This is a genomic window from Roseovarius sp. W115 (assembly GCF_032842945.2).
In the GTDB taxonomy this organism is placed as follows: Bacteria; Pseudomonadota; Alphaproteobacteria; order Rhodobacterales; family Rhodobacteraceae; genus Roseovarius; species Roseovarius rhodophyticola.
This window is the reverse complement of the sequence record NZ_CP146606.1, coordinates 2,287,264-2,312,460: the sequence shown is the minus strand read 5'-3', so window position 1 is coordinate 2,312,460 and position 25,197 is coordinate 2,287,264. Positions and strand designations below refer to the sequence as shown.

24 protein-coding genes are annotated in these 25,197 nt (G+C 56.7%); 4 read left to right on the top strand and 20 right to left on the bottom strand.

Annotation, left to right across the window (positions count from 1 at the left end):
• Positions 1-184 precede the first annotated feature (184 nt).
• Positions 185-1,750, top strand: a complete 1,566-nt coding sequence (locus RZS32_RS11695) for a 2-isopropylmalate synthase (RefSeq protein ID WP_317057159.1) — start codon at positions 185-187, stop codon at positions 1,748-1,750.
• Between the two features lie 62 nt (positions 1,751-1,812).
• Here the strand turns inward: RZS32_RS11695 and RZS32_RS11690 are convergent, their stop codons facing one another.
• Together RZS32_RS11690 and RZS32_RS11685 are read right to left on the bottom strand one after the other, a co-directional pair.
• Positions 1,813-2,301: a DUF1772 domain-containing protein gene (locus RZS32_RS11690; protein WP_317057158.1), complete on the bottom strand. Its 489-nt coding sequence runs from the start codon at positions 2,299-2,301 to the stop codon at positions 1,813-1,815.
• 24 nt (positions 2,302-2,325) lie between these two features.
• Positions 2,326-2,886: an NAD(P)H-dependent oxidoreductase gene (locus tag RZS32_RS11685; RefSeq protein ID WP_317057900.1), complete on the bottom strand. Its 561-nt coding sequence runs from the start codon at positions 2,884-2,886 to the stop codon at positions 2,326-2,328.
• Positions 2,887-2,983: 97 nt separating this feature from the next.
• Here RZS32_RS11685 and RZS32_RS11680 point away from each other — a divergent pair, with 97 nt between their 5' ends.
• Together RZS32_RS11680 and RZS32_RS11675 are read left to right on the top strand one after the other, a co-directional pair.
• Positions 2,984-3,571, top strand: coding sequence for a TetR/AcrR family transcriptional regulator (locus tag RZS32_RS11680; protein WP_317057157.1), 588 nt, complete (start codon positions 2,984-2,986; stop codon positions 3,569-3,571).
• 129 nt (positions 3,572-3,700) lie between these two features.
• Positions 3,701-5,584, top strand: coding sequence for an acyl-CoA synthetase (locus RZS32_RS11675; protein WP_317057156.1), 1,884 nt, complete (start codon positions 3,701-3,703; stop codon positions 5,582-5,584).
• 16 nt (positions 5,585-5,600) lie between these two features.
• Here the strand turns inward: RZS32_RS11675 and RZS32_RS11670 are convergent, their stop codons facing one another.
• From RZS32_RS11670 to RZS32_RS11635, 8 genes are all read right to left on the bottom strand, one after another.
• A complete protein-coding gene (locus RZS32_RS11670) occupies positions 5,601-5,996 on the bottom strand; it encodes a VOC family protein (protein WP_317057155.1) in 396 nt (131 codons plus the stop codon).
• A 59-nt stretch (positions 5,997-6,055) separates the two neighbouring features.
• Positions 6,056-6,730, bottom strand: coding sequence for a nitroreductase (locus RZS32_RS11665; protein WP_339106633.1), 675 nt, complete (start codon positions 6,728-6,730; stop codon positions 6,056-6,058).
• 7 nt (positions 6,731-6,737) lie between these two features.
• A complete protein-coding gene (locus RZS32_RS11660; protein ID WP_317057153.1) occupies positions 6,738-7,841 on the bottom strand; it encodes a TFIIB-type zinc finger domain-containing protein in 1,104 nt (367 codons plus the stop codon).
• 62 nt (positions 7,842-7,903) lie between these two features.
• Positions 7,904-8,983: an SPFH domain-containing protein gene (locus RZS32_RS11655; protein WP_317057152.1), complete on the bottom strand. Its 1,080-nt coding sequence runs from the start codon at positions 8,981-8,983 to the stop codon at positions 7,904-7,906.
• Positions 8,984-9,003: 20 nt separating this feature from the next.
• Entirely contained in the window at positions 9,004-9,957 is a 954-nt protein-coding gene (locus RZS32_RS11650) for a DUF2927 domain-containing protein (protein ID WP_317057151.1), read from the bottom strand.
• Between the two features lie 18 nt (positions 9,958-9,975).
• A complete protein-coding gene (locus RZS32_RS11645; RefSeq protein ID WP_317057150.1) occupies positions 9,976-11,172 on the bottom strand; it encodes a toxic anion resistance protein in 1,197 nt (398 codons plus the stop codon).
• 17 nt (positions 11,173-11,189) lie between these two features.
• Positions 11,190-12,083, bottom strand: a complete 894-nt coding sequence (locus RZS32_RS11640; protein WP_317057149.1) for a 5-bromo-4-chloroindolyl phosphate hydrolysis family protein — start codon at positions 12,081-12,083, stop codon at positions 11,190-11,192.
• Between the two features lie 201 nt (positions 12,084-12,284).
• Complete coding sequence (locus RZS32_RS11635) at positions 12,285-13,106, bottom strand: TerC family protein (protein WP_317057148.1); 822 nt, start codon at positions 13,104-13,106, stop codon at positions 12,285-12,287.
• Positions 13,107-13,243: 137 nt separating this feature from the next.
• Here RZS32_RS11635 and RZS32_RS11630 point away from each other — a divergent pair, with 137 nt between their 5' ends.
• A complete protein-coding gene (locus RZS32_RS11630; RefSeq protein ID WP_317057147.1) occupies positions 13,244-15,214 on the top strand; it encodes a sensor histidine kinase in 1,971 nt (656 codons plus the stop codon).
• A 1-nt stretch (position 15,215) separates the two neighbouring features.
• Here RZS32_RS11630 and RZS32_RS11625 read toward each other — a convergent pair whose 3' ends face one another.
• From RZS32_RS11625 to RZS32_RS11580, 10 genes are all read right to left on the bottom strand, one after another.
• Positions 15,216-16,595, bottom strand: a complete 1,380-nt coding sequence (locus RZS32_RS11625; protein ID WP_317057146.1) for a sigma-54-dependent transcriptional regulator — start codon at positions 16,593-16,595, stop codon at positions 15,216-15,218.
• Positions 16,596-16,597: 2 nt separating this feature from the next.
• Entirely contained in the window at positions 16,598-16,729 is a 132-nt protein-coding gene (locus RZS32_RS11620) for a hypothetical protein (protein WP_317057145.1), read from the bottom strand.
• 1 nt (position 16,730) lies between these two features.
• On the bottom strand, positions 16,731-18,056 hold the full coding sequence (locus RZS32_RS11615; protein ID WP_317057144.1) for a c-type cytochrome: 1,326 nt from the start codon (positions 18,054-18,056) through the stop codon (positions 16,731-16,733).
• On the bottom strand, positions 18,057-19,274 hold the full coding sequence (locus RZS32_RS11610) for a formate dehydrogenase subunit gamma (protein ID WP_317057143.1): 1,218 nt from the start codon (positions 19,272-19,274) through the stop codon (positions 18,057-18,059).
• 126 nt (positions 19,275-19,400) lie between these two features.
• On the bottom strand, positions 19,401-19,994 hold the full coding sequence (gene fdh3B / locus RZS32_RS11605) for a formate dehydrogenase FDH3 subunit beta (RefSeq protein WP_317057142.1): 594 nt from the start codon (positions 19,992-19,994) through the stop codon (positions 19,401-19,403).
• A 12-nt stretch (positions 19,995-20,006) separates the two neighbouring features.
• Positions 20,007-22,904 (bottom strand): formate dehydrogenase subunit alpha, encoded by a 2,898-nt coding sequence (locus RZS32_RS11600; protein ID WP_317057141.1) that lies wholly within the window; start codon positions 22,902-22,904, stop codon positions 20,007-20,009.
• Between the two features lie 112 nt (positions 22,905-23,016).
• On the bottom strand, positions 23,017-23,208 hold the full coding sequence (locus RZS32_RS11595; RefSeq protein ID WP_317057140.1) for a ubiquinol-cytochrome c reductase iron-sulfur subunit N-terminal domain-containing protein: 192 nt from the start codon (positions 23,206-23,208) through the stop codon (positions 23,017-23,019).
• Positions 23,209-23,257: 49 nt separating this feature from the next.
• Positions 23,258-23,890: a TorD/DmsD family molecular chaperone gene (locus RZS32_RS11590; protein ID WP_317057139.1), complete on the bottom strand. Its 633-nt coding sequence runs from the start codon at positions 23,888-23,890 to the stop codon at positions 23,258-23,260.
• Complete coding sequence (locus RZS32_RS11585; RefSeq protein WP_317057138.1) at positions 23,887-24,525, bottom strand: DUF3306 domain-containing protein; 639 nt, start codon at positions 24,523-24,525, stop codon at positions 23,887-23,889. Before RZS32_RS11585 ends, RZS32_RS11590 begins: the two co-directional genes overlap by 4 nt.
• Entirely contained in the window at positions 24,522-25,091 is a 570-nt protein-coding gene (locus tag RZS32_RS11580) for a DUF3305 domain-containing protein (protein ID WP_317057137.1), read from the bottom strand. Before RZS32_RS11580 ends, RZS32_RS11585 begins: the two co-directional genes overlap by 4 nt.
• Positions 25,092-25,197: the final 106 nt, after the last annotated feature.

Genomic DNA, 25,197 nt, shown 5'->3' with positions numbered 1-25,197 from the left:
TCAGTCCTATAGTCGCGACCATGTTGATGCAGGATCATATCGTTAGGGAATACACGTGCCCATCCTTGGGTTGCGTTTCCGACCTGCTACTCCTAAGCCGCCTCTGAGCGTGCCCTGACCCGGCGCGACCGCTCAGAGGATGCCTGATCGCGCCAAAGGCTTAGGACAAACAAAGAGATACATCATGACCGACCAAACCAAAGACAGAGTTGTCATTTTTGACACCACGCTGCGCGACGGCGAGCAGAGCCCCGGCGCGACCATGACCCATGCTGAAAAGCTCGAAATTGCCGGACTTCTGGATGAAATGGGTGTCGATATCATCGAAGCCGGGTTTCCAATTGCCTCTGACGGCGATTTTAACGCCGTGAGCGAAATTGCGAAAAACGCGGAAAATTCAGTTATTTGCGGCCTGGCACGCGCGAATTTCAAGGATATAGACCGGTGTTGGGAGGCGGTGCAGCACGCCAAACGCCCGCGCATCCATACCTTCATCGGCACCTCGCCACTGCACCGGGCGATCCCGAACCTGACGCAGGATGAAATGGCCGACAAGATCCACGACACCGTCACCCATGCGCGTAACCTCTGTGATAACGTGCAATGGTCGCCGATGGATGCGACACGGACTGAGTGGGATTATCTGGCGCGCGTTGTTGAGATCGCCATCAAGGCCGGGGCGACAACGATCAATATCCCTGACACTGTAGGGTACACAGCACCTGTTGAGTCGGCCGATCTGATCCGCCGCCTGATTGAAGAGGTTCCCGGCGCGGATGAGGTTGTCTTTGCAACGCACTGCCACAACGACCTTGGGATGGCGACCGCCAATGCGCTGGCCGCGGTGGCAGGTGGTGCACGACAAATCGAATGCACGATCAACGGCTTGGGCGAACGCGCGGGCAATACGGCCCTCGAAGAGGTCGTGATGGCCATGAAAGTGCGCAGTGACATCATGCCTTTCTACACCGAGATCGACGCCACAAAGCTCATGCATATCAGCCGCCGGGTGGCCACGGTCTCGGGCTTCAACGTGCAGTTTAACAAGGCGATCGTCGGCAAGAACGCCTTTGCCCATGAAAGTGGCATCCATCAGGATGGCATGCTCAAAAACGCTGAAACCTTTGAGATCATGCGCCCTGAGGATGTGGGCCTCACCGAGACCAATATTGTCATGGGCAAACATTCAGGCCGTGCTGCCTTGCGGTCTAAGCTGAGCGATCTGGGCATTGAACTGGCCGATAATCAACTCAACGACGTGTTTGTGCGGTTCAAGGAACTGGCAGACCGGAAGAAAGAAGTGTTCGACGATGACCTCATCGCTCTGGTCACCGCAGGTGAGAACACCGAGGAAGACCAGCTTGTTCTGAAATCACTGCGTGTTGTGTGCGGGACAAGCGGACAGGCCGAAGCAGAAATGGTGATGACCATTGAGGGCGTTGAGAAAACGGCCTCTCAACAGGGCGATGGCCCTGTCGATGCGACCTTCAAAGCAGTGCGCGAATTGCACCCCAACACCGCGCATCTGTCGCTTTATCAGGTGCATGCCGTCACCGAAGGCACCGATGCGCAGGCCACCGTGTCTGTTCGGCTTGAAGAAGATGGGAATATTGCCACCGGGCAGTCAGCGGATACCGACACCGTCGTGGCCTCTGCCAAAGCATATATCAATGCGCTCAACCGTCTGCTGGTGCGCCGTGACAAGGTCGGTCAGGACCAGCGCGAAATCAGCTACAAAGACGTATCGTGATCAGCCACGGTTAAACAAGAAACGAGCCTTTGCAGCACCCTGCAAAGGCTCGTTTTTTAAGCTTACACATAAATCAAACACCCAACGAAGAAACATGCCGCTGCAATGGCGGACGCAACAGTGCGCACATGGTTCCAAAGCGTCCAGAATGTCGCGTAAGTGCGCCAGTAGTCCTGCGCGGCAATGCCGTCCGGTGTCATCGGGTCAAGCCGTTGGTTCATTGGAACATTGCCAAGAACCGTGACCAGAAAGGTTCCGATCACATAAAAGGTGCCACCTGCGATCCACCAGGTGCTTGCAGGCCCTTCCACAAAGAAAAAAGCGTAGAAAGACAGCAGCACGGCCGCCGGTGCCATGCCCAAGAGCCAGGCGAGAAAAACCGAGGAATAGACTTTGCGGTTAATCTGTTGCATGGCCTCAATCCCGCTTGTGGGTGACGCAGCACGGAGCGAACGCATGACAAAGTCCGAGAAGGCCAGAAATACGCCTGAGATCAGGGCCAAGATCAGTGCAGCAATCGCATAAACGGTTACAGTTATGAGAGGTGTCATAGGACTATCTCCTGAAACACTGGGTCAAGCCGCACTGCGGCCAAGGGTTTCGGCGCGGTTGAGCCAGCTGTTGATTTTCTCAGGCGCGGCCAGTTTGACCGACCCGAATTGCAGGATTTTCCGGGGCTTGATGCCGCAGAACTTGAAGACCTGATTGCGCAAGACGCGGCGGCCCGGGCTGCGATAGAGAACCGTATCAAGCAAAGGCGGCGTGTCCGACGTGATGAACGCATCCGCTGTGCGACCTGACAAAAGCTTGTCCCATTTCATGCCACGGCGATGGTATTTGTACGCAAACCCGGACGTAAGCCCACGATCCAGAACCGCCTTGGCCGTGGTTGGCATCGCCCCCCACCAATAGGGATGTACGATCAGAACATGATCCGCCCAAGCCACGTTTTCCTGCCATGTGACAAGATCAGGTTCCAGCGCCGGGGCCTCCGGACCATACCCCTCAAAATGCGGATCGAACTGCATATCCGCCAGATCCATCCGCCGGATCTCGCCCCCTTTGCCGCTGCTCCGGATTGATACGCATCGGCCAAGCCGGCGCAGAGCGAACCGGGTTTTGGATTGGCCACCCAGATGAAGATTTTACGGGTCATTTTGCTTACTCCTTATGTTAGATGTTGACTTGACACTGTGTAAATTGACACTGTGTAAATAGGAGGAGCTTTACACAGTGTCAATAGAAAAGAATCCAACCCGCATTCGCATCCTCAAAGCTGCGTGGAATTTGCTTGATTCAAACCCCGGCGTGGCCGCGCGTATGTCAGACATTGCGAAAAAAGCAGGGGTCAGTCGGCAGGCGCTTTATCTGCACTTTCCCAACAGAACCGAGCTTTTCATCGCCACCACGCGATATCAGGACGAACAGTTTGGTGTGGATGACATGCTTGCCGAAAGCAGGGCCGCCGAAACGGGCCTTGACCGGCTGGACGCCTTTGTCAGGGCCTGGGGGGGCTACATCCCCAAGATATTTGCTGTCGCAAAAACTTTGATGGTGATGAAGGAAACGGATGAGGATGCTGCCAAAGCCTGGGCACAGCGCATGGGCGACATGCGAGAAGGCTGCGCGGCGGCCATTGACGCGCTGGAACGTGATGGGGTTTTGGCCAACGGATTGACGCCCAAAGAGGCCACAGACCTGCTTTGGACATTGCTCTCCATTCCAACCTGGGAGCGCCTGACCCAAGACTGCGGATGGTCACAGGAAAGCTATGCGCGCCACTTGCATCACGTTTCGAAGCAAGTTTTGACCGCACCGTGACGAACAAAGTCAGAGCGGATTGCGTCAAAACGCAGCGTCAAACTTGCGCCAACGCGCAAACCTGATCATGTTAACGCGATGGGAGACAAGCAGTGACAGAAGCCACTGCCGTTTGGGAGGACGAAATAAATGACATTTGCCACGCGCCAGGATGTTCTGGACATTCAAAATGAAATGCCTTGGGAAGAGCGCGACGTTCCCAAAACTGTCTACCAGATGCTGTCACAGACAACATCGTCCTTCCCCAACCGTCCGGCGATCAGCTATCAGATCATGTCGGGCCCAAATGACAAAGCCGAGACACTCACCTGGCAACAGTTCCATGACCAGATCACCCAAGCGGCAAACCTCTTTCGCAGCCTGAAGATTGGCGAAAACGATGTTGTTGCGCTGGTTATGCCCAATACGCTTGAAACCGCGATTGCCACGATTGGCGCCATGGTTGCAGGCATTGCCAATCCTGTGAATCCGCTTTTGGAACCGGAACAAATCGGCGCGATCCTGCGTGAAACCAATGCCAAGGTCGTTGTCACCCTGCGTGCCTTTCCCAAAACGGACATCGCCCAGAAAACCGCCGAGGCCGTGCGCCATGCACCGAACGTGCATACCGTGCTCGAAGTGGACATGAACCGCTACCTGACCCCTCCCAAAAGCTGGATCGTGCCGCTGATCCGTCCCAAGAATCCGGCCAACCATCACGCAGACCTCAAGAATTTCAACGCCGAGATGGCGAAGCAGCCCAAATCGCTCAGCTTTGAAGACGGCACAGAGGATCGCGTCGCGGCTTATTTTCATACCGGTGGGACCACTGGCATGCCCAAGGTCGCACAGCATCGCTATTCCGGCATGGTTTATAATGGCTGGCTGGGGCACCGCTTGCTCTTTACCGAAAACGACAGTGTGATGTGTCCATTGCCGCTGTTCCATGTCTTTGCCTGCCACGTGATCCTCATGGCGATGATCAAATCCGGTGCACATGTGGTCTTCCCTACGCCCGCAGGCTATCGCGGTGATGGGGTTTTCGACAATTTCTGGAAGCTTTGCGAGCGCTGGAAAACCACGTTCATCATCACCGTGCCCACAGCAGTTGCCGCGCTTATGCAGCGCAAGGTGGATGCCGATGTCTCGACCGTGAAAAACGCGTTTTCCGGATCGGCGCCCATGCCAATGGAGTTATTCAAACGCTTTGAATCCGCCACAGGTATGGCCGTCATTGAAGGTTATGGCCTGACCGAGGCCACCTGCCTTGTCTCCTGCAATCCACCCACGGGCGAAAAGAAAGTCGGCTCCGTCGGCGTGCCGTTTCCGCATACGGATGTGAAGATCATTACCGCCACCGACAACGGCCCCATGGAATGTGAGCCGGACCAGATCGGTGAAATCTGTATTTCAAACCCTGGCGTCTTTTCCGGCAATACCTACACCGAAGCGGCGAAAAACGCCGACCTCTACCACTACAACGAATATCTACGCACAGGGGATCTGGGCCGGATTGATGAGGATGGATATCTCTGGATCACAGGCCGTGCCAAGGACCTGATCATTCGCGGCGGACACAACATTGACCCGGCTGAGATCGAAGAGGCGCTTATGGCGCATGGTGCTGTCGCCATGGCCGGAGCCATCGGTCAGCCCGATGCCCATGCGGGTGAAATCCCCTGCGCCTATGTGGAGTTGGTCGACGGGGGCGACGTGGACGGCGAGACCTTGCTAGAGCATTGCAAAAAGCACGTGCATGAGCGTGCTGCGATCCCCAAGCATATCGAAGTGCTGCCTGAGCTGCCCAAGACGGCCGTGGGCAAGGTATTCAAGCCTGATCTGCGCAAGCGCGCCATCACGCGTATCTATAACGCCGAGTTGGACAAAGCCGGCATTTCCGCGCAAGTTTCCGAAGTTATTGACGACAAAAAGCGCGGCCTGATCGCCAAGGTCACAAAATCAGGTGATGTGGATGAGGCCGCCCTGTCTCAAACCTTGGGGCAGTTCACTCGCCCTTGGGAATGGGCAGACTAGTGCCAACACCCGGGGATCATTCCCCGGGCCAGACCAGCTCCAACCTGATGCCACCTGGTTCCGCAAACATCATATGATGGCGCGGGCCCTGCCCCATGGGTTCAGGTGCAAATTCAACCGTAGCACCGGGATAGGCCCTGATCCGGGCATGCATTTCATCCAACTCGGCACGCGTTGCCACTTCCAAAGCGAGATGATGAAGTCCGATGTTTTGCCGCCGGTCAAATGCGCGCGGTGGTGGATCCTGCGCCACCTGCCAAAGCGTCAAACGGCTTGTGCCATCACTCACCGCACTGCGCGGATAGCTGTCGTCTCTACCGCTTTCGCTCCATCCCAAAACATCGGTGAAAAAGGCAACGCTGGCATCAAGGTCACGCACAGCCAGCCCCAGGTGATTAATTCCTTGGGTCATCGGTCTCTCCAGATTGTGCGTCCCCGATGTAGCCAATCAACCATGACCTGAAACAGGCTTCAACCGCGAAAACTCACGATGTCTTCAAACGCTTCGCGCTCTGTCCGATAGTTATTAACAGGATGCTCCGTATCTGCGTAACCAAAGGAAATCGCACAGAGGATCATCCGCTCCTCAGGCAGGCAAAAGTGACGCCGGATCATATTGGGATAGGCTGCAACAGCCGCCTGTGCGATGGTCCCGACCCCTTGTGCCGTGGCCGCCGCCATGAACGCCGTCAGAAACCCTCCTGCATCCAGCGCTCCATAGGCCCCAAGAACGCGTGGCGTATGAAGAATGGCCACATGTGGTGCATCAAAGAGCTCAAAGTTTCGCATTGATTGGCGTGCCCGCGCGGCGCGATCTTCCCGCGCGATCCCAACCGCATTGTAAAGCGCATAGCCACAGGTCCGCCGTCGATCACCCAATTCATCAGGATACGCCTCCGGCCAAGGCAGGTCAGGCCCGGGTTTTCCTTCCTGCACTTCCTTCAACAGCGCTTGGCGAAAAGCTTCTGTTTCCGCCCCCGAGGCAATGACCACCTGCCAGGGCTGCACATTGTTCCAACTGGCTGTGTGCCGGGCTGTATTGAGCATCTCCTCAATCACATCTCGCGGCACCGGGTCCAGCTTAAATGCGCGACACGAATAGCGTGCCTGCATCACACGTCGCAACGCTTCTGCATCAGATGTCATTTGGCCCTCATTGGTTCATAGCGACCACATATCCAACCCCTGCAGCCAAAATAGCACCCAGCACAACAGCTATAGCGATCTTGATCGCGGAATAAGGCCGCTCACCCTGCACCTTGCCATTTCGCCCATTGACCACAAAACGATAGGTCTTACCGCGATATTTATACGCCGCCAGCCACACCGGCAGTAGCACATGTTTGAACGTCACATCCTTAATATCCGTGCTGATCGAGTGAATACGCTGCCGGTCCCCTCCGATATCAAAGCGCACATCGCGAGCAATAACATTGTCCATAATCTGCCGTGCCTCAGAGAACCCATCGGGCAATTCCACCTGATAGCCTTCGGCCCGAAACCCGGCCAAATATTCAGGCGAATAAGGGCGCAGATCGCTCAGATCCCATGGTTCCAGCGCATCAGTATAGCGCTTGGGCAAAGTGCGCGACGCCAACACCAAAACATCGTCAAAAAACCGCGCCACGCGTCCGGACACTGGCCTCCAACGCACTTTGGCCACGCGTACATTCTTGCGTTTGCCATCGCGCATGACGGTTTTGTTTTCGTAGTAAACCGTACCCCGCTCGCCACGATAATGCGACTTGGTATCTGCATCATAGGTCCAAAAGGGCACATAAATGCCCTGCATCTTGCGGCCCTTGCGGGCATAGTCCTGCAGTCCATTGGGCGCGAACCACAGGCTGCCAAGCCAGTCCGACATCGCCCCCCGCGCGGCCGGTTCTTCAACACTGAAGGGCAAAAGCCCTCTTGGCTTGATATGCCGGTGAATGCCTGTATCCGTGACTACAGGCGTTGCACAAAACGGACATTCTGCGGCATGTAGCGTCTCGTCGAACTCCACCTGCGCGGCGCAGTTGGGGCACTGCACCACCCGGGTTTCTTCGATCTCGGCTTCGGCCAGTTGTCCATCCAAAGCCGCTTGAAAATCTAATTCTCGGACCGAAGATGCCCAAGGGCTGGACTGCGTGACATCCTCGGTGTTGCCGCAATGATCACAGATCAGTTGCTCTTCGCGCGGGGCATAGCGAAAATCGGCACCGCAATTGTCGCAGGGAAAGCGGTGTTCTTCGACTGGCGCGCGATCATCTGGCATGTATCTGGCTCAAAGATGCAATTCCCAAGTGGTGTGGCAGCGGCTTTCTGGCCGAAAGGTCGTTAAGCTTTGGGCGGTGGTGGGGGCATCATGGTAAAGAGTTGGGCCAGTTCCTGCACCTCATCCGCCACAAGCCAGCCGTCCTGACCGGCCGTCCAAACGTAAGTTTCACGCGTCAGCTTGCCTTCGCCAGCCAAACGGCCCAGGTCAGCCTTGGAATAAGGCCCATGCGTCTTGCCGTTCTCGGCAATGTGCCACACATGCTCAACCGGAGGCGGAGGCGGCGTTTGATGTCCGGCCATCTGCGTGGCCATGGCCATCCCCATACCCATCCCAAGACCAGCTCCCATGCCGCCACCCCCATCCGGATTGCGGGCCGCAGCGGTCATGGCCTCTGCGGTGGAGTAGTCCCGGAACCGGCGCAAATCACCCGCAACACCCATAGACGTGCGTTTGTCGAGCGCTTCTTCAACGGCAGGCGGCAATGAGATGTTTTCGATATAGAATTCCGGGATTGTCAGTCCGTATTCGGCGACAACGGCCGAAATTTCTTCGGCCACAAGCTTGCCCAACTCGGCTGTATTGGCCGCCATGTCGAGAACCGGAACGCCCGACGCCGCGATTATGCGAGAAAAGGCCTGCACAATGATGTTGCGGATCTGATAGCTGATCTCGTCCATGGTAAATTCACCATCGGTGCCGACGATCTCAATCAGGAACTTTGCTGGGTCAATGACGCGCACCGAATAGGTGCCAAACGCACGTAGACGCGTTGGGCCAAACTCTGGATCACGCAGCATAATAGGGTTTTTCGTGCCCCATTTCAGGTCATTAAACCGCGTGGTGTTGACGAAATAGACCTCGGATTTGAACGGGCTTCTGAATCCGTGATCCCAGCTGTTAATCGTGGTCAGGATCGGCATGTTGTTGGTCTCAAGCATATAAAGACCCGGCGTGAACACATCCGCCAACTGCCCCTCATGCACAAACACCGCCGCTTGCCCTTCGCGCACGGTCAGCTTGGCGCCATACTTGATCTCATGATCCTCGCGCTCAAACCGCCAGACCATGGTGTCGCGCGTGTCATCCGTCCAGTGGATGACGTCGATGAATTCGCCTGTGAGAAAATCTAGAATACCCATTGTCTGGTCTCCTTTTGTCGTCAGCTGGGACCGCTGCGATTGGCAAAGATACGAGAAAAGATCGGCCGCGCCTCTTCCAAAGCCATGCCAGGTTTGAGCGCAGGGCTATAAAGTGTGCGCAGCAATTCCTCGTCATGGCTGGTCAAAAGCGCGAATTCCTCGTCATCGTTGAAAATAGATGGTCTTGCACGAGGACTGTCATTGGCAAGACCTAGGCCCTGCGCCAGTTCCTCGTGAATGCAGGCAAGCCGTTGAAGTGCCGTGTTTTCCGAGCGGATATAGGCCAGCGCCACACGATACTCGTAGTCATTCTCCATACCCGCCGCGATGACGAAGCATCGGATGGAACGCGGCAGGCGGTTGTAGAAACCTACGCTGCCGCGTTGAAAACTCGGTAGAATCTCCCGCGTACGCGCACTGGCCTCTTCGGCATCATCGGCACTCATGATCATCACTGTGAAATTTGCATTGTTGTTGTTCACCGAAATCGGATGACCCGTGATCCGGGAAAGCCGGCCCGCATAGGAGCGAATGTTGGACAAGTCCTGTGCCTGGATGTCCTTGGGCACGCGCGCCCCGAATTCGACGCCGATGCGCACCGGCGCGCGCCATTTTCGCAACCGGCCCGGCACGTCATCCGCCGGGCTAAGGCCGCCATTGTTCTGGTATTCGTTGTAAAACGCGATCCGCTCGAAATTGCGCTTGAGGTCTGTGTCGCGATAGGGGGTGTCGATGCCCCCTCCCCCTGTGCGCATCAAATCCTGCGCCTGCAGATCGTTTTGCAGTCTGGCATAGTATAACGTCAGCGCTTCGCTGGTTGCCGACGGCTGAATATCATCCCCATCCAACAAATCCGCAGGTCGCGCCTGTGGTTTTGCCGATGGGTCGAGCGCCGTCGACGCCAGACATCCGGCGAGAACCACAGTTCCCGCCAGACCTATGACCGTTCGCCAAGCACGATGAACATTATGCAAGCTAAGTGGCTCCGTTGATTAGCCCGGCACAGCCGTACCGGCATTGTCGCCCACACCGTCGCGCCGTGACTTGGCCGCTGCAAGCGTATCGCGCAGCTCGGCTTCCATCTTTTTGAGTTCTTCCTCCGCCGCTGCGCGACGAGCCTTGCCCTCATCGGCGATCTGAAGGCTCTCTTCGATGGTGCCAATGAGATCGGCATTGGCCTGTTTCACCGCTTCGATGTCAAACACGCCGCGCTCCATTTCTTCGCGGATCATCTTGTTGGCATCACGCAGGTTCTCGGCGTTGGACGTCAATAGCTCATTGGTTAGGTCGTTGGCATCCCTGACCGCTGCTGCGGCTTCCGCAGAGCGTTGGATCGTGACCGCCTGTGCCAATTGGGTTTCCCAAAGCGGCACGGTGTTCACAAGCGTCGAGTTGATCTTGGTCACCAGCGACTTGTCATTTTCCTGCACCAACCGGATCGAGGGCAGCGATTGCATCGTCACCTGTCGCGTCAGTTTCAGGTCATGCACCCGGCGCTCAAGATCATCTCGCGCAGCGCGCAGATCGCGTAACTCTTGCGCCTGCATCACCTGCTGATCTTCTGGCGCGGCCTGCACTTCGGCCTCTTTGGCCGGAATGGCAGTCTCGTCCAACTCTTTCAGCTTTTCCTCGCCCGCCGCGATGTAGAGCGCCAGCTCATCGTAGAACTGCAGGGTTTTCTCATAGAGCAGATCGAGCGACTTGATATCCTTCAAAAGCGTATGCTCATGCGCCAAAAGATCATCCGTAATCTTGTCGATTTGACCCTGCACCGTTTCGAATTTTGCCGTGAACTTGGCAAATGGTGCCGCGCGACCCAAGAGCTTTTCCCACCAAGTCCGCTCCCGCCGCACATCCAGCTCGGAGACCGAAAACCCCCGGATTGTCGTCACGATATTGCGCAGCGAACTGCCCGCCGGACCAACGTCCTTGTTCCGCACGCCCTGCAGCATAGATTGAGAGATTTCCTGCAGCTCGGCCTGCGCCGCAGATCCGAAAGACACGATCGAATTGGTATCCCCCATGTCGATCTCATCCATCCGCTTGCGGATTTCAGCGCCCTCGGCAGGATCCGCCTGCGCAAGCGGTACGATGGCACCCGCCTCTTTCGGCTCAGGCAAGATCACCCGGCTGATCTCTTCCACTTCGGCCAATGCAGCCTCGGCTTTTTTGCGAATAGTTTCTGACATAGTACCCCCTCTTCGGGCTATTGCGTGTCGTCCAAACGAATGCCTTCGCGCGCCAGTCGGTCACGCAGAACGCTGATTTCGATTTCCAGATCACTGTTGTTGTCGGTCAAAAGCTTGCGCGTCTTGGCCGTAAAATTCTCTTCCAGATCGGTGAGCAGCATCATGTAGTCCGACCGCGCGCCGGCATCACGTGACCGGCTATAGATATCTGCAAACTTCACGGTCGCATCCCGCGCACCCATTAAATACACACCAAGGTACTTTCGCGCCGCAGTTAGGTCCCGCGGGTCATCCTCAACCGTGCGCAACATGTCACGGACACTCACCTGAAACCGTTCAAGCCTTGCCTCGGCCTGACGATCTCCAGCTCGTTTGATCGCATCCGTCATACCACTGAGATAGCTTTCGGCCTTGTCCACAACGCGTGCCACGCGATCTGTTTGAGCCTTGTCTATTCCTTCCATTCCTTTGTCCCGCATTGGATCAGGACCAAAGGCGAAAAAGTGCAAGACGCACCCCAAGGCCGCATAAATGACCGGGACCACGAGGCCTCCGGCGCTGGCACAACCTGCCACTGCCAGACCCAACCCCGTGAGAGCAGAGCCTGCCATTTTGCGTGGGAACCCAGGCGCCCGAGCGACTTTGCGCGCCTCATAGGATTCCTGCGCGACAATCCCTTCGCGCGTCAGCCAAGCTGCCAAAAGCAAAAGGCCTAGGGCCGCAAGATAAAGCGCCAGACCGGTCGGCCCTGACGTAAAAGCCGCCCAGATCAGTGGCAGAGGTGCAAGGAAAAGAACATTAACACGCCCACCCGCCTGTGTCCGACGCGCACCTTGGTACGCCCCACGTTCGGGGATCCCATCAGACGGCTTACCATCGGGGCTATGTTTTCCGCCAAATCGCTGAGCCATTACACGCCTCCGGCTATCGAGACGTAGAGGATCAATATGACAAGCAGAAAAAACGCCAGTCGTTGCAGGCCGCTCCCAGTCATATGCCCCTCAAATTTGTGTCCACCCCATGAAACTTAGGTCATGCCCGCCCCCCTTGCTAGGGGGAAGTTTGTGGGCACCGACGCAACCAGAGCGCCCACAAGTTTCTTTGACCAATCTCTAGTGCAGTTTGGAATGCGTTCGCCGCTCAGCGTTGAGCTTGCGCGTATAGCCCGATTGAATGATCTCCACAGCCACCAGTACCAGAACAGAGAAGTAGAAGGTGGTCTTGGACATCGGAATGACCTCATACCCGAAAACCTTGAGCGCCAGACTATCATCATGCATCGCATGCGCCGCCGCCTGACCCGCCTCGCCCAGCAAGACCACACCGACGATGAGGAGTATAAAGAGACCCAAAACCTCGTACATTCGGTTTTTCTCAAGAAATCTTGTCACACCATCGGCAAGTACAAGCATCGCGATACCGGACAAGATGATCGCGGTCGCCAGGATCGGGAAAACGTCCGTGATCGCCAGAGCTGACAACACGGAGTCAAAGGAAAAGATAAGGTTCATCAGAACGATAAGCATCACCACCTTAACAGCAGACTTGCCGGATTTGCCCTCAACATCGGTATCAAGATGCTCAATCGTGAGCATGTGACTGATCTCTTTCACCGCTGTGTAGATGATAAATATGCCACCCAGGATAAACACACAGGTGGCAAAATTGACCCCGCCTTCGATTAACCCGGGAGAGTTGAAGACGTAAAACGGCTCTGCCATCGCGTCGATCAACTGAATCATTGTGAACAGCAGGATAACCCGCAACGCCACCGCGATGATGATACCCCAGAATCGCACCGCCTTTTGGTGTGCGACGGGTGCGCGCTGCGATTCAATCGAGATATAGAGAAGGTTGTCGAACCCTAGAACCGCCTGCAGGAAACACAGCATCAGCAGGTTGCCAAGGTTTTCAATCGTCAATAGTTCGGCCATTTTATCGCCCTCGTTACATGTGCCGTTTTTTGCTGATTACCCCAGTGGCGTACCAAAAACAAAACCAAACCCATCGGAATGGACGCAGGAGGCGGTTTCACCTAGAATTTTTGGAAACCGCGACGATTGGGACACGCATGACGTCGGTTCGTCTTAGACTTTTGATCCTGGCTCTGTTGCCATTGGTGGTGCTTATGCCATTGCTGCTTTGGCTCGCAGTCAGCCGTTGGGCCGCCAATTACGACAATCTTTTGATTGCCAATGTCGAAAGCGATCTGCGCATCGCCGAGCAATATCTGGCCCAAATCATGACCACGACCGGAGACGGGGTCGAGGGGCTGGCGTCTTCGACAACCTTCAAGGACGCCGCAGGCCTGTCACGCGCAAAATTCGAAGCCTTTCTGGAAAACAAGCGTGCAGAGCTTGGTCTGGACTTTCTTTACTACCTGCCACGCGGCGCGGCACAGCACGCTGGAACCAAGTGGCCGGTGATCGGTGCGGCAATCAATGGACCGGGGGCAACAGAGATCGATATTTTTTCCGGGGGAGACCTTGTGGCGGTTGATGAGGATCTTGCCCTGCGGGCGCGCCTTCCTTTGATCGAAACCGAAGCCGCCGTGCCCACCGACCGTAACATTGAGGATCGCGGCATGGTGGTTCACACCGCGACGGGTGTTTCTGTCCCGGGTCGTATTGGTGTTTTGGTCGGAGGTATCCTTCTCAATCGCAACCTTGATTTCATCGACACGATCAACGCTCTTGTCTACCACTCAGAAGGCACCGAAAGCGGCGATCGCCAAGGCACAGCGACGCTCTTTCTTGAGGACGTGCGCGTGTCGACCAATGTGCGGCTTTTTGAGGGAGAACGCGCGCTTGGCACACGCGTGTCCGCGGTCGTGCGGCATGCCGTCTTGGATGAGGGGCAGACCTGGCTCAATCGCGCGTTTGTCGTAAACGATTGGTATATCTCCGGCTATCTGCCCTTGATCGATAGCATGGGCCATCGAGTGGGCATGCTCTATGTCGGGTATCTTGAAGCCCCGTTCATCGCAGCCAAGCGCGGAGCTTACGTTCTGATCTTTGCCGCTTTCGCTGCGGTGCTTGCCCTCACAATCCCGCTGTTTCTGCGACTCGCAGGTGGTATTTTCTCGCCATTGGAGCGAATGACGCAAACCATGAAGCGCGTCGAAGACGGGCAATTGGATGCCCGTATCGGTGCGGTCTCGGCCAAGGACGAGATCGGTGAGGTCGCCGCGCATCTCGATGAGTTGCTTGATCAGGTTCAGGAACGTGACCAGGCGCTCCGGTCTTGGGCGGATGAACTGAACACGCGCGTTGAAGATCGCACCAAGGAACTGCGCGAGACCAACGAAAAGCTGGAAGCGACATATCAGCAGCTGGTGATGAGCGAAAAGCTCGCCTCCATCGGTGAAATCACCGCTGGCGTTGCGCATGAGATCAACAATCCGGTTGCCGTGATCCAGGGCAATGTGGATGTGATCCGTGAAACTCTGGCAGATGCAGCCGACCCCGTTGCGACGGAACTTGCGCTCATTGACCAGCAGATTTCCCGAATCAACGCCATTGTCGGAAAGCTTTTGCAATTTGCTCGACCCGGCGACTACGGCGTGTTCGCCGAACAGGTGGATGTGGCCTGCGTTCTGGACGATTGCCTGGTGCTTGTGGACTATGTTCTGAGTAAAGGTGACATAAAGGTTGAGATCGAGCGCTCTGATGCGCCGCTCGTCAGCATCAATACAGGCGAATTGCAGCAAGTGATCATCAACCTTGTGGTCAATGCGGTGCAAGCCATGGACAACAAAGGCAAGCTTACTCTGACCGTTGGCAAATCCATGCGAGACGGGCGGATCGGCACGGCGCTTGTGGTGTCCGACACAGGGCCGGGCGTGGATACCGGGCGGATCAACACAGTATTTGATCCGTTTTATACAACCAAGCTTGGCGAAGGCACCGGACTAGGCCTTTCCGTCAGTCAAACGCTCATTGCTCAAGCCGATGGGCTTATTTCAGTGCGCAACAAAGCCGAAGGTGGTGCGGAATTTTCTGTCTGGCTGCCCGAGGCGCAGGACGACCAAGAGGCCGCCTAGCCTAGCCAACCCAGGCCGCGCATTTGCGGTCAATCGTTTTGCGTGAGACACCCAGCCGCCGCGCGGCCTCCGCCCGGTTGCCGCCACAAGCGTCCAGAACATTCAGGATGTGGCGTTGCTCGACCAACTCAAGCGTCTCAATGGCCTGTGCCCCGGTAACTGCACCGCGACCATCAAACTCTTCGGGGAACGCCCCCAAAATCACCGATCTTTCAATCAGATTGCGAAGTTCCCGCACGTTGCCCGGCCAATTATAGCGGCTCAGCTTGAGCAACACTTCTTCGTTAAGATCAAGCGCGGGCAGCCCCAGAGTTTCCGAGGATTCACTCATGAACAAAGAGGCAAGCTCGACAATATCTTCCTGGCGGTCGCAGAGATTGGGCATCTGCACCTGAACGACATTAATCCGGTGGTAAAGATCCGCACGAAAACGCCCTTCGGCGACCTCGTCTTTAAGATCGGCGTTGGTCGCAAAGAAAAACCGCAGGTTCAAAGGTATTTCGCGCTCGGCCCCCAAAGGGCGGATGCGGTGATCTTCCAGCACACGCAGCAAAGCTGCCTGCACTTGATCTGGCAATAGCGCCACTTCGTCCAGAAAGAGCGTGCCACCATCTGCATGCAGAAATAGCCCGTCCTTACGATGCGCCTGCCCTTCGATGACACCAAACAGCTCTTCAGCGATGTGATCAGGAGAAATCGCAGCACAGTTCACCGCGACAAAGGGTTTATCCGCACGATCCGACAAACCATGCAAAGTGCGCGCAGCAACCTCCTTGCCTGTACCACTTGCCCCGGTGAAAAGCACCGGCGTCGGTGTTGGGGCCACTTTGCCCAACGTGTCTCGTACCGCCTGAATGGCGGGGGAATATCCCAGTAGACGCCCAGGTCCACGTGTACTGCCGCCAGTGAGTTCATGTTTGAGCAGGAAATTCTCGCGCCGCAGGAATTTGCGATCCAGGGCACGCGCCACGGCATTTAGGATTTGATTGGCCCGAAACGGCTTGAGCACAAAATCCGCCACACCCGTGCGCAGTGCCTGAATGGCGGTATCCAGATCGGCATAAGCCGTGATCATGATCGCATCGGCAAAAAGCCCCACTTGCCGCTGTTCTTCCAGCCACTCCAAACCGGTCTTTTTGGGCATGATATTGTCAAGGATCACCAGATCGAAATGCGACTGATCCAGAATGGCAGACGCCTGTTCCGTTGAACGGGCCTGCTCGATCCGTTTCACCCGCGGTTCCAGGATTTTCGTCAAAAAGTTCCGCATACCCGGTTCGTCATCAATGACAAGCACCGATGCAAATTGCAGACTCTCTCCGTATTCCTTATCCGGTCGTACCGCTGACACGGTGGCCGACTGCGCCGCAGGTTTGTTCATGTTTACCCGTCATCCAGGCGCACGGCGTTGCCCGTGCTTCGGTCGCTGGCAGAAAACCCAATTTCTCCGAGCGTATACCACGCGCCAACAGCGATCACCGCAGTCGCCAGAAAGGCCGCATACATGGCTTTCATATCAGTTCTCCCTCTTATCTTCTTCTGATCCGGCACCATTGGATGCGGCCTTCAGAAACGCAACAAGATCCTTGCGGTCTTGCTCTCCCGTTATCCGCTGCATTGGCATCTTTGATCCTGGAATATAGTGATCCGGACCGATGTCGAACAGGGCATCTATTGTTTCATCCGACCAAATGATGTCTGAGCCGTCTAAAGTGTCGGAATAGGGATAGCCCTCGACCGTGCCCGCACGGCGTCCAAAAACCTCGAAAAGTGTTGGACCCGCCTTGCGTGATGGCGGCGGGGTCAAAGCATGACAGATCGAACATTTGCGCATGAATTGCCGCTCTCCGTTGGACATCTCTTCTGGGTCTTTGAGAAAGCTGCGCACCTCGCCACCTGCCGGGTCGAATTCATCCAGAAACGCCACCGGCCATGCAAAGGCCACGTCCTCGATCCCCCCGGCATAGATCAGCGTGCCGTCAGGTGAGAAATCCAGCGCCCAGACCGGCCCATTGCGCATCGCGCGAAAGTCACGCGAGATTTCCCACGTCGATGTGTCAATCATCATGATATACCCCAGCCCGTCACCAGCTGCGAGCGCCTGGGTGTCCTCATGATACGCCATGGACAGGATTGGACGCCGGTCAAGCGAGAAGTCCCGCAACGTTTCACCGTTTTCGGGGTCTACGATACGCGTGACGCCGTCCACCGCCCCATAGGCCAACCAGCTTTCGTCGGGAGCAAGGATCAGTTTGTTTACCCCAAACCCTTGGTTGACAATAATCCGTGGAACGCCGTCAGGTTCGCTCAAGCGCCAAACCCGGATCGTTCCATCGGCGGAAGACGTGTAAATCCGCTGTCCATCGACAGAGAACACCACATCGCTGACGCCGGATTGATGACCGGTCAGGAAACGCGGCTCGCTTCCGTCCAGTGGCCAGACGCCAACGCTGCCATCCCAACTGGCTGAAACGATCTGCGTTTTGTCGGGCGATACATCGAGTGCTGCGACCTTGCCTTTGTGCCCCTCAAACCGGCGCTGTGTGCCATCCTCAAGCGACCACAGGATGATATCGAAGTCATCCCCGCCAGAAATGGCCCTGGTCTCATCAATGAACTGGACAACCACCACGGCCGCCTCATGCCCCTCTAGCCATCGCGGCGTGCGTTCCGACCACAGCCCTACCGAATTGTCAAAACTGGAAGTCGCCACCTGCCCTGTCTCGGGATGCACAGCCAATCCCATGACCGGACCACCATGACCTTTCAGGGTGGTAAAATCCTGCGCGGCGAGTGGGCCCGCCGCCAGGAACGTTATCAACATCGCGGCCAGAGCGCGCATTTACTCAGCAGGTGTTGCGGCCTTGCTTCCAGAAGCTGCGCCTTCTTTCGACTTCACCTCTTCCAGCCACAGTCCATGGTGTTCTTTTGCCCATTGCTCGTCCACTTCGCCTGACCCCATGGCGTCATAGGCGCCTTCCATACCGACCGAGCCGATGTAGATATGGCCAATGATGATCGCCATCAAAGCAAAGCTGACGATGGCGTGCCAAAGCTGTGCGAATTGCATCTCTTCGTGCGGCGCAAGCTGCTCGGGCAGGACACCAAAGCCCAGAAGTTCCGGCAGGCCCGTCTGGTTCAGGATCACAAAGGTTTTGGCAAACATCGGAAGCTCAAACGGGAAGAGCAGAGACAGGCCCGAGGCGGAAATAGAGCCACCCAACAGGATCACAGACCAGAAGATGAACTTCTGCCCGGCGTTGAACTTCTTGGCTGGCGGGTGCACACCTTCGCTGAACAACCCACCGCCCACTTTGAGCCATTTGAGGTCGGTCTTGTTGGGGATGTTGTGCACGACCCAGAACACAAAACACATGATCAGCCCAAGCATGAAGGCCCAACTAATGTTGTTGTGAATCCACTTCGACCCGATCGCGATCGTTGAAAACGCCTCATGCCCAAACACAGGAATGATGATCGTTCGGCCCGTGAGCACCAGCAAGCCGGTGATACCGAGAACAATAAACGATCCAGCCATCAGCCAATGCGCAAACCGTTCGATAGATTTGAAACGCGTCACTGTACGCCCGGTCTTTTCTCCATCGATCATAATCTTGCCGCGCACCAAGTAGAACAGGGCGAGGACAAAGATCGTACCGACCAAGAGCCAATTGCCATAAGTGGTCAACGGCCCCTCGCGGAACTGCAACCATTTCATGCCACCGTCCTGGATGAGAACGCGAGCTTCCGGACCACCAGATGTAACAGTCACATCCGCGGTGCCGTAGCGCAACGCGCTCCAAACGTCGGAATCTGATGCGCCACCAAGACCCCCAAGCTGCCCGGCCATCGCCGCAGCACTATCGGGGTCTTCTTCACGCTGGAAATTTTCAACCTTCTCACCGCGCTGTCGCGCCATGATGTCTTCAAGAGTCTGCGCTCCGCCAGTGGCGGAGCGATCCGGTTCTGCAGCCTGCGATGCCTCCTGCGCCGCAACCGGTGCAGCGAGGGGTCCAGCTAGGCCCAAAGAAAGGATAAGTGTGAGCAGAATGCGTGCCATGGTAAGGATCCCTGTCATTCTTGTGACAACGTCTGACGCGCCGTCTTTCAAAGAGGGGCGGCCAAAAGCCGCCCTCCCCCAAGGCTTGTGTCGGGTGCGTGAGACCACGCACCCTGAACCAAGTTATCAGCCGTCCGTGTTGCCGTAGGCTGAACCCCAACCCCAAGCGCCTGAGCCGAAGCCACGGGCAACGACACGCTCGCGATAAATATTCGCGACCACATCGCCATCCCCGGCCAGCAGGGCCTTGGTCGAGCACATCTCGGCGCAGATCGGCAGTTTGCCCTCTGCAATCCGATTACGCCCATACTTGTTGAACTCAGCCTGGCTGTGGTTCTCTTCGGGTCCGCCAGCGCAGAAGGTACATTTGTCCATCTTGCCACGGGACCCAAAGTTGCCCGCCTGCGGGAATTGCGGCGCGCCGAAGGGGCACGCGTAGAAGCAATATCCGCAACCAATGCAGAGGTCTTTGGAGTGAAGAACCACCCCTTCCTCATTCTGGTAGAAACAGTCTACCGGGCACACAGCCATACACGGCGCATCGGAACAATGCATGCAGGCCACCGAGATCGAGCGTTCACCGGGGTTGCCATCTTCGATGGTCACAACCCGACGGCGGTTGATGCCCCAAGGCACCTCATGCTCGTTCTTACATGCGGTCACGCAGGCGTTGCACTCGATGCAGCGTTCGGCGTCACACAGGAATTTAGCTCTAGCCATATCCTATTCTCCTTATGCTGCAGTGATTTTGCAGAGAGTCGCCTTCGTCTCCTGCATTTGGGTCACAGAGTCATAGCCATATGTCTGGGCGGTGTTTGTAGATTCACCCAAGACATAAGGATCGGCACCTTCAGGATACTTGCTCCTTTGGTCCTCACCTTGGAAATGACCACCGAAGTGGAACGGCATGAAGGCCACGCCTTCGCCCACTCTGTTGGTCACCATAGCCATGACTTTGACTTTGCCGCCTTCTGGTCCTTCGACCCAGACCTGCTCGCCGTCCCGCACACCAAGGTTATTGGCATCACGCGGGTTCACTTCGACAAACATGTCCTGTTGCAGCTCGGCCAGCCACGGGTTCGACCGGGTCTCATCCCCGCCGCCTTCATACTCGACCAGACGGCCCGACGTCAGGATGATTGGATAATCCTTCGAGAAGTCGTTTTTCTGGATCGACGCATAAAGCGTTGGCAACCGGTAGTCGTGCCGGTCTTCGTAGGTCGGATAATCCGCGACCAGATCGCGCCGGTTCGTATAGAGCGGCTCGCGGTGCAATGGCACCGGATCGGGGAATGTCCACACAACCGCGCGGGCCTTGGCATTGCCAAATGGCGCACAGCCGTGCTCGATGGCCACCCGCTGAATACCGCCCGATAGGTCGGTTTTCCAGTTGGTGTCCGGTCCGGCCACCGCGTCGATCGCTGCGCGTTCGTCGTCGGTGAGATCGCCATCCCAGCCCAAGTCCATCAGCATCTGCATGGTGAACTCAGGATAACCATCCTGAATTTCCGATCCCACGGAGGCCACACCTTCTGCCAGAAGGTTGTCGCCATCGCGTTCCACGCCGAAACGTGCACGGAAGGTCAGACCACCTTTGGCCACTGGTTTGGACATATCGTAAAGGTTCGGCGTACCCGGATGGTTCATCTCAGGCGTGCCCCAGCTTGGCCATGGCAGACCGTAATAGTCGCCATCCGCCGGACCACCCACCGCCTGAAGCGTTGTGCGATCAAACGTGTGCTGGTTCTCCATGTGCATCTTCAGACGCTCCGGAGACTGGCCAGTGTAGCCGATAGTCCACATACCACGGTTGATCTCGCGCAGAGTGTCCTCGACATCCGGGGTAATCCCGTCATCCTCAAGGGCAATGTTGCGGAAGATGCGGTCATGGAACCCGAACTTCTTGGAGAAAAGACCGATGATCTCATGATCTGTCTTCGCTTCGAAGAGCGGATCAATCACCTTGTCACGCCACTGCAGCGATCGGTTAGACGCGGTCACGGAGCCACGGGTCTCATACTGTGTCGTTGCAGGAAGCAGATAGCACCCATCCGTCCTGTCATGCAGCACAGCCGAGACAGTTGGGAATGGATCGATCACGACAAGCATATCGAGCTTTTCCATTGCCGTCTTCATCTCAACCATCCGGGTCTGAGAGTTGGGCGCATGGCCCCAAAGCACCATGGCCCGAACTTTGTTCGGTTGGTCCATGTTGGCTTCATCTTCCAGAACACCGTCAATCCAGCGGCTGACAGGAATACCTTTCAGGTTCTGCAACGACTTGTCATTGCCTTCCTTGTCCTTGATGGATCCAAAGTTGCTGGCAAGCCATTCGGGATCTTCACCCCAAACACGCGCCCAGTGACCCCAGGCCCCTGCCGACAGGCCGTAGTAGCCTGGAAGCGTATGGCTGAGAACGCCAAGGTCAGTTGCACCCTGAACGTTGTCGTGGCCACGGAAGATGTTGGTGCCACCTCCCGATGTGCCCATGTTGCCCAGCGCAAGCTGAAGCACACAGTATGCACGTGTGTTGTTGTTGCCGTTGGTGTGCTGCGTGCCACCCATGCACCAGATCACAGTGCCAGGACGGTTGTTGGCCATGGTGCGCGCAACGCGCTCAAGCTGCGAACCGGGTGTGCCAGTGACACGCTCGACCTCTTCGGGCGTCCACTTGGCCACTTCGTCCTTGATCTGGTCCATACCCCACACGCGGGTGCGGATGAACTCCTGATCTTCCCAGCCATTCTCGAAAATGTGCCAAAGGATGCCCCAGATCAGAGCCACGTCTGTGCCAGGACGGAAGCGCACATATTCGTCCGCATGCGCCGCAGTCCGCGTGTAGCGCGGGTCACACACGATCAAAGGCGCATTGTTTTGCTCTTTGGCACGCAGAACGTGCAAAAGCGAAACAGGATGCGCCTCGGCAGGGTTCCCACCGATGATAAAGATCGCACGGCTGTTGTGGATGTCGTTGTAGCTGTTGGTCATGGCGCCGTAGCCCCATGTGTTCGCAACACCGGCAACAGTGGTCGAGTGACAAATCCGGGCCTGGTGATCCACGTTGTTTGTGCCGAAATAGGCTGCAAACTTGCGGAACAGGTAGGCCTGTTCATTGTTGTGCTTCGCGGAACCGAGCCAGTAGACACTGTCCGCGCCACTCTCTTCCTTGATGTTCATCATGCCGTCGCCGATCTCGTCGATCGCCTGTTCCCAGCTGATGCGCTTCCACTCACCACCCTCTTTCTTCATCGGGTACTTGAGGCGGCGCTCGCCATGGGCATGTTCACGAACCGCTGCACCCTTCGCGCAGTGTGCGCCAAGGTTGAACGGGCTGTCCCAGCCAGGCTCTTGCCCGACCCAGACACCATCGCTCACTTCGGCCACAACCGTGCAGCCAACCGAGCAGTGCGTGCAAACTGATTTAACTGTTTCTACCGCCGCAGTGGCAGCAGATTGTGCGTTGGCCTGGGTGACAGTGCCCCCCGTTGCGCCAATCGCGGCCAGACCACCAATGGCCAGGCCTGAACCACGCAGGAACGCGCGGCGGTCGACGGATTTCCCGGCAACCTCAGACAGGATACTTGTCCGCTGGGGGCGTCTCGCAACCCCGTTGGTCTTTTTCCTAAGCATGTTTCTCTCCTCCCTGTGCCCCTCTCGTTTGGGGCGTGGGTACTAAGTTTATCCTCCGGACGGTCGGGCCTATCGCTACCAATTGCCGGCGGGTCGGGTGACTTCGTCCGGTTTAGAACCGGGCGGAATCGAGGTATGCGCGCGTGTGCGCGGTGTCCTGCATCTTGTCCGATGACAGGTCAGGCTCGGCAGCTTCTGCCGTGCCCGTGGACGCGGCTGTTGCGACCGCGACTGCGGGCGCGCCTGCGGCGGCCATTTTCAGAAAATCGCGGCGGCTGCTGCCATCCTCGGCCTTCTTCGTCATGAGAGTCCTCCTCTCGTTGATGACAGGTTGCCCTGCCGGTTAATGCGGATCACTCCGCGCTCATCCGGAAACCTTCCGTCTCAATCTCCATGAACACCCGCCCGACAGCGCCGACAGAGGCATAAAGAACCGAGTTCTTCGCGGCTTCCAAATCCGTAAAAAAGTGACCGGCCCAGGGGCCGATATGCTTGTTGAAAAACGTCTTTTGCTCAGCAACAGACGCAGGCTTTCCAAACCGTCCGGTGATGAGGCTCGCCATCATTTCCATCATGGAGGCGATGTTGTCTTCCGGTTCATACACGTTGGGCGCCCGGGTCATCCCCCGTGCGGCCATGTCACGACGCAGAGCCGCCAGAGGCTTCTCGTTAAGGAACCCCGTGAGATAGTAGCTCGCATAGGGCAGAAGTTCCCCACGCCCCAGACCAATGAATAGCGCGTTGAACTCGCGCTCGACGGCTGTGCTTTTGGAGTGCTTGGCAATCCGAGACAGCGCCGCCACAGCTGTGCCAAGGTCGGTTTCCGCATCCCCGGACAAGCTCGCGGTCTTAGCCAACAACGCATCTGATGGCGGTGCCGCCAGAAGGACTGCAAGAAAATCGTAGAGGTCAGCACGCAGGCGGTCCTCTTCGGCGATCGCGTGATTAGGCTCGGGTGTCTCCATCAGTGCCTCTTGCTTCGTCATGTGGCGCCTCCGGCGTGATCCTCAAACGAGAAATGCATCCGGCGACGCGGCGCTGGCGCATAGGCCATCTCGTCTGGTTCTTTTTCTTCAATTGTCTGAGGCACGGGGGCTTGTTCAGGGATTTCAGTGGCCGCAACCGGCTCTGCGTCTCCGACGGGCTCTTCGTCCTCTGACGTTTCGCCATCAGCTACCACAGCGTCAGGTTCTTCCGCGTCATGCTCTTTTGCCTCTGCCTGACGCGCCAGCTCTTCGACATGCGCGAGCATCCCTTTACCCACCTGATAGGCGGTTTGCAGATTTTCGATCACCTTGGCCTTGTCGGTGAAGTCCTCACCATAATCGAGCAGACCATCCAAATTGGCCAGCGCCGGGTTAGACAGCCACAGCTTGCGTAGGGCACGGCGGCGAATGCGGTCTGGCACCGCCTTGGACATAAAAGCGCTGAAATCATCGCCTTTGCGCATCGTATCGGGGTCTGGCAAGCCGAGCTCTTCCAGCACCTCATCGTCTGTCTTTTCCTCAAGAACGGCGTGTTCTTCTGCCAGCTTCGTCGCTTCAATCTCTTCGGCTTCAGCCAAAGCCTCCTCGGTCACCTTTGCCTTACGGCGCGACCAGAAATCAGAGCGCGTGTTCATTGCAACCGCTCCTTCCGGATAAGCCCGGGAGACCGATAGATATCGGCGGCTTGCTTGATACGCGGATCGCCGATCCCGTCTTCCTTGCGATCGACCTTCAGCTTATCACGACGGCGTTTCTTGAATTCTTCTTCTTTGTGGTAGGTCATCGCAAAATCGCGAACCCACGCCACCAAACCTTCGGGCATAGGAACCTTCTCAACAATGTCCTCGCCGTTATCGGCATAGTCCTGCGCTTCATAAGGCGAGGCTGTGACCAGAACAGCCTCCAGCGGACAATCATGGTCTGAGCTTTCCCGAAAGATCACGTAGACGGAAGGTTCTCGTGTCGAAAGACCATGCAGGTAAGCTTCGGTTTCGGCGCCATGCAATTCCAAAGTCAGTGTAGCGGCATGGTACTCGGTCGCGTTGTCTTCCGTGCGCAGCACTTTCCAAGACGCTGAACCGGCTCCGGGCAAAACTGCCACGGCTTTCCATGCCCAGGCCGCCCAACGCGTCACACCGGGCGTGCGTCTCATAACGACACCCAGCGGCATGGTCGCGTACATGTCCGGATTGTGGATCATGTGATGTGAAGTCCTCCCGTACTTTCAGCTTGTGAGAAAACCGAAGCACCTCAAAGAAAAAACTGCACGCAATGGTGGACATTTCAATCGATTGGACAATTTGGGT

Bases quoted from the DNA above. Each gene is read 5' to 3' on its own strand.
- RZS32_RS11695 (WP_317057159.1), top strand. From the start codon at position 185: ATGACCGACCAAACCAAAGACAGAGTTGTCATTTTTGACACCACGCTG.
- RZS32_RS11690 (WP_317057158.1), bottom strand. From the start codon at position 2,301: ATGACACCTCTCATAACTGTAACCGTTTATGCGATTGCTGCACTGATC.
- RZS32_RS11675 (WP_317057156.1), top strand. From the start codon at position 3,701: ATGACATTTGCCACGCGCCAGGATGTTCTGGACATTCAAAATGAAATG.
- RZS32_RS11670 (WP_317057155.1), bottom strand. From the start codon at position 5,996: ATGACCCAAGGAATTAATCACCTGGGGCTGGCTGTGCGTGACCTTGAT.
- RZS32_RS11665 (WP_339106633.1), bottom strand. From the start codon at position 6,730: ATGACATCTGATGCAGAAGCGTTGCGACGTGTGATGCAGGCACGCTAT.
- RZS32_RS11660 (WP_317057153.1), bottom strand. From the start codon at position 7,841: ATGCCAGATGATCGCGCGCCAGTCGAAGAACACCGCTTTCCCTGCGAC.
- RZS32_RS11655 (WP_317057152.1), bottom strand. From the start codon at position 8,983: ATGGGTATTCTAGATTTTCTCACAGGCGAATTCATCGACGTCATCCAC.
- RZS32_RS11645 (WP_317057150.1), bottom strand. From the start codon at position 11,172: ATGTCAGAAACTATTCGCAAAAAAGCCGAGGCTGCATTGGCCGAAGTG.
- RZS32_RS11640 (WP_317057149.1), bottom strand. From the start codon at position 12,083: ATGGCTCAGCGATTTGGCGGAAAACATAGCCCCGATGGTAAGCCGTCT.
- RZS32_RS11635 (WP_317057148.1), bottom strand. From the start codon at position 13,106: ATGGCCGAACTATTGACGATTGAAAACCTTGGCAACCTGCTGATGCTG.
- RZS32_RS11630 (WP_317057147.1), top strand. From the start codon at position 13,244: ATGACGTCGGTTCGTCTTAGACTTTTGATCCTGGCTCTGTTGCCATTG.
- RZS32_RS11625 (WP_317057146.1), bottom strand. From the start codon at position 16,595: ATGAACAAACCTGCGGCGCAGTCGGCCACCGTGTCAGCGGTACGACCG.
- RZS32_RS11620 (WP_317057145.1), bottom strand. From the start codon at position 16,729: ATGAAAGCCATGTATGCGGCCTTTCTGGCGACTGCGGTGATCGCTGTT.
- RZS32_RS11615 (WP_317057144.1), bottom strand. From the start codon at position 18,056: ATGCGCGCTCTGGCCGCGATGTTGATAACGTTCCTGGCGGCGGGCCCA.
- RZS32_RS11610 (WP_317057143.1), bottom strand. From the start codon at position 19,274: ATGGCACGCATTCTGCTCACACTTATCCTTTCTTTGGGCCTAGCTGGA.
- fdh3B (WP_317057142.1), bottom strand. From the start codon at position 19,994: ATGGCTAGAGCTAAATTCCTGTGTGACGCCGAACGCTGCATCGAGTGC.
- RZS32_RS11600 (WP_317057141.1), bottom strand. From the start codon at position 22,904: ATGCTTAGGAAAAAGACCAACGGGGTTGCGAGACGCCCCCAGCGGACA.
- RZS32_RS11595 (WP_317057140.1), bottom strand. From the start codon at position 23,208: ATGACGAAGAAGGCCGAGGATGGCAGCAGCCGCCGCGATTTTCTGAAA.
- RZS32_RS11590 (WP_317057139.1), bottom strand. From the start codon at position 23,890: ATGACGAAGCAAGAGGCACTGATGGAGACACCCGAGCCTAATCACGCG.
- RZS32_RS11585 (WP_317057138.1), bottom strand. From the start codon at position 24,525: ATGAACACGCGCTCTGATTTCTGGTCGCGCCGTAAGGCAAAGGTGACC.
- RZS32_RS11580 (WP_317057137.1), bottom strand. From the start codon at position 25,091: ATGATCCACAATCCGGACATGTACGCGACCATGCCGCTGGGTGTCGTT.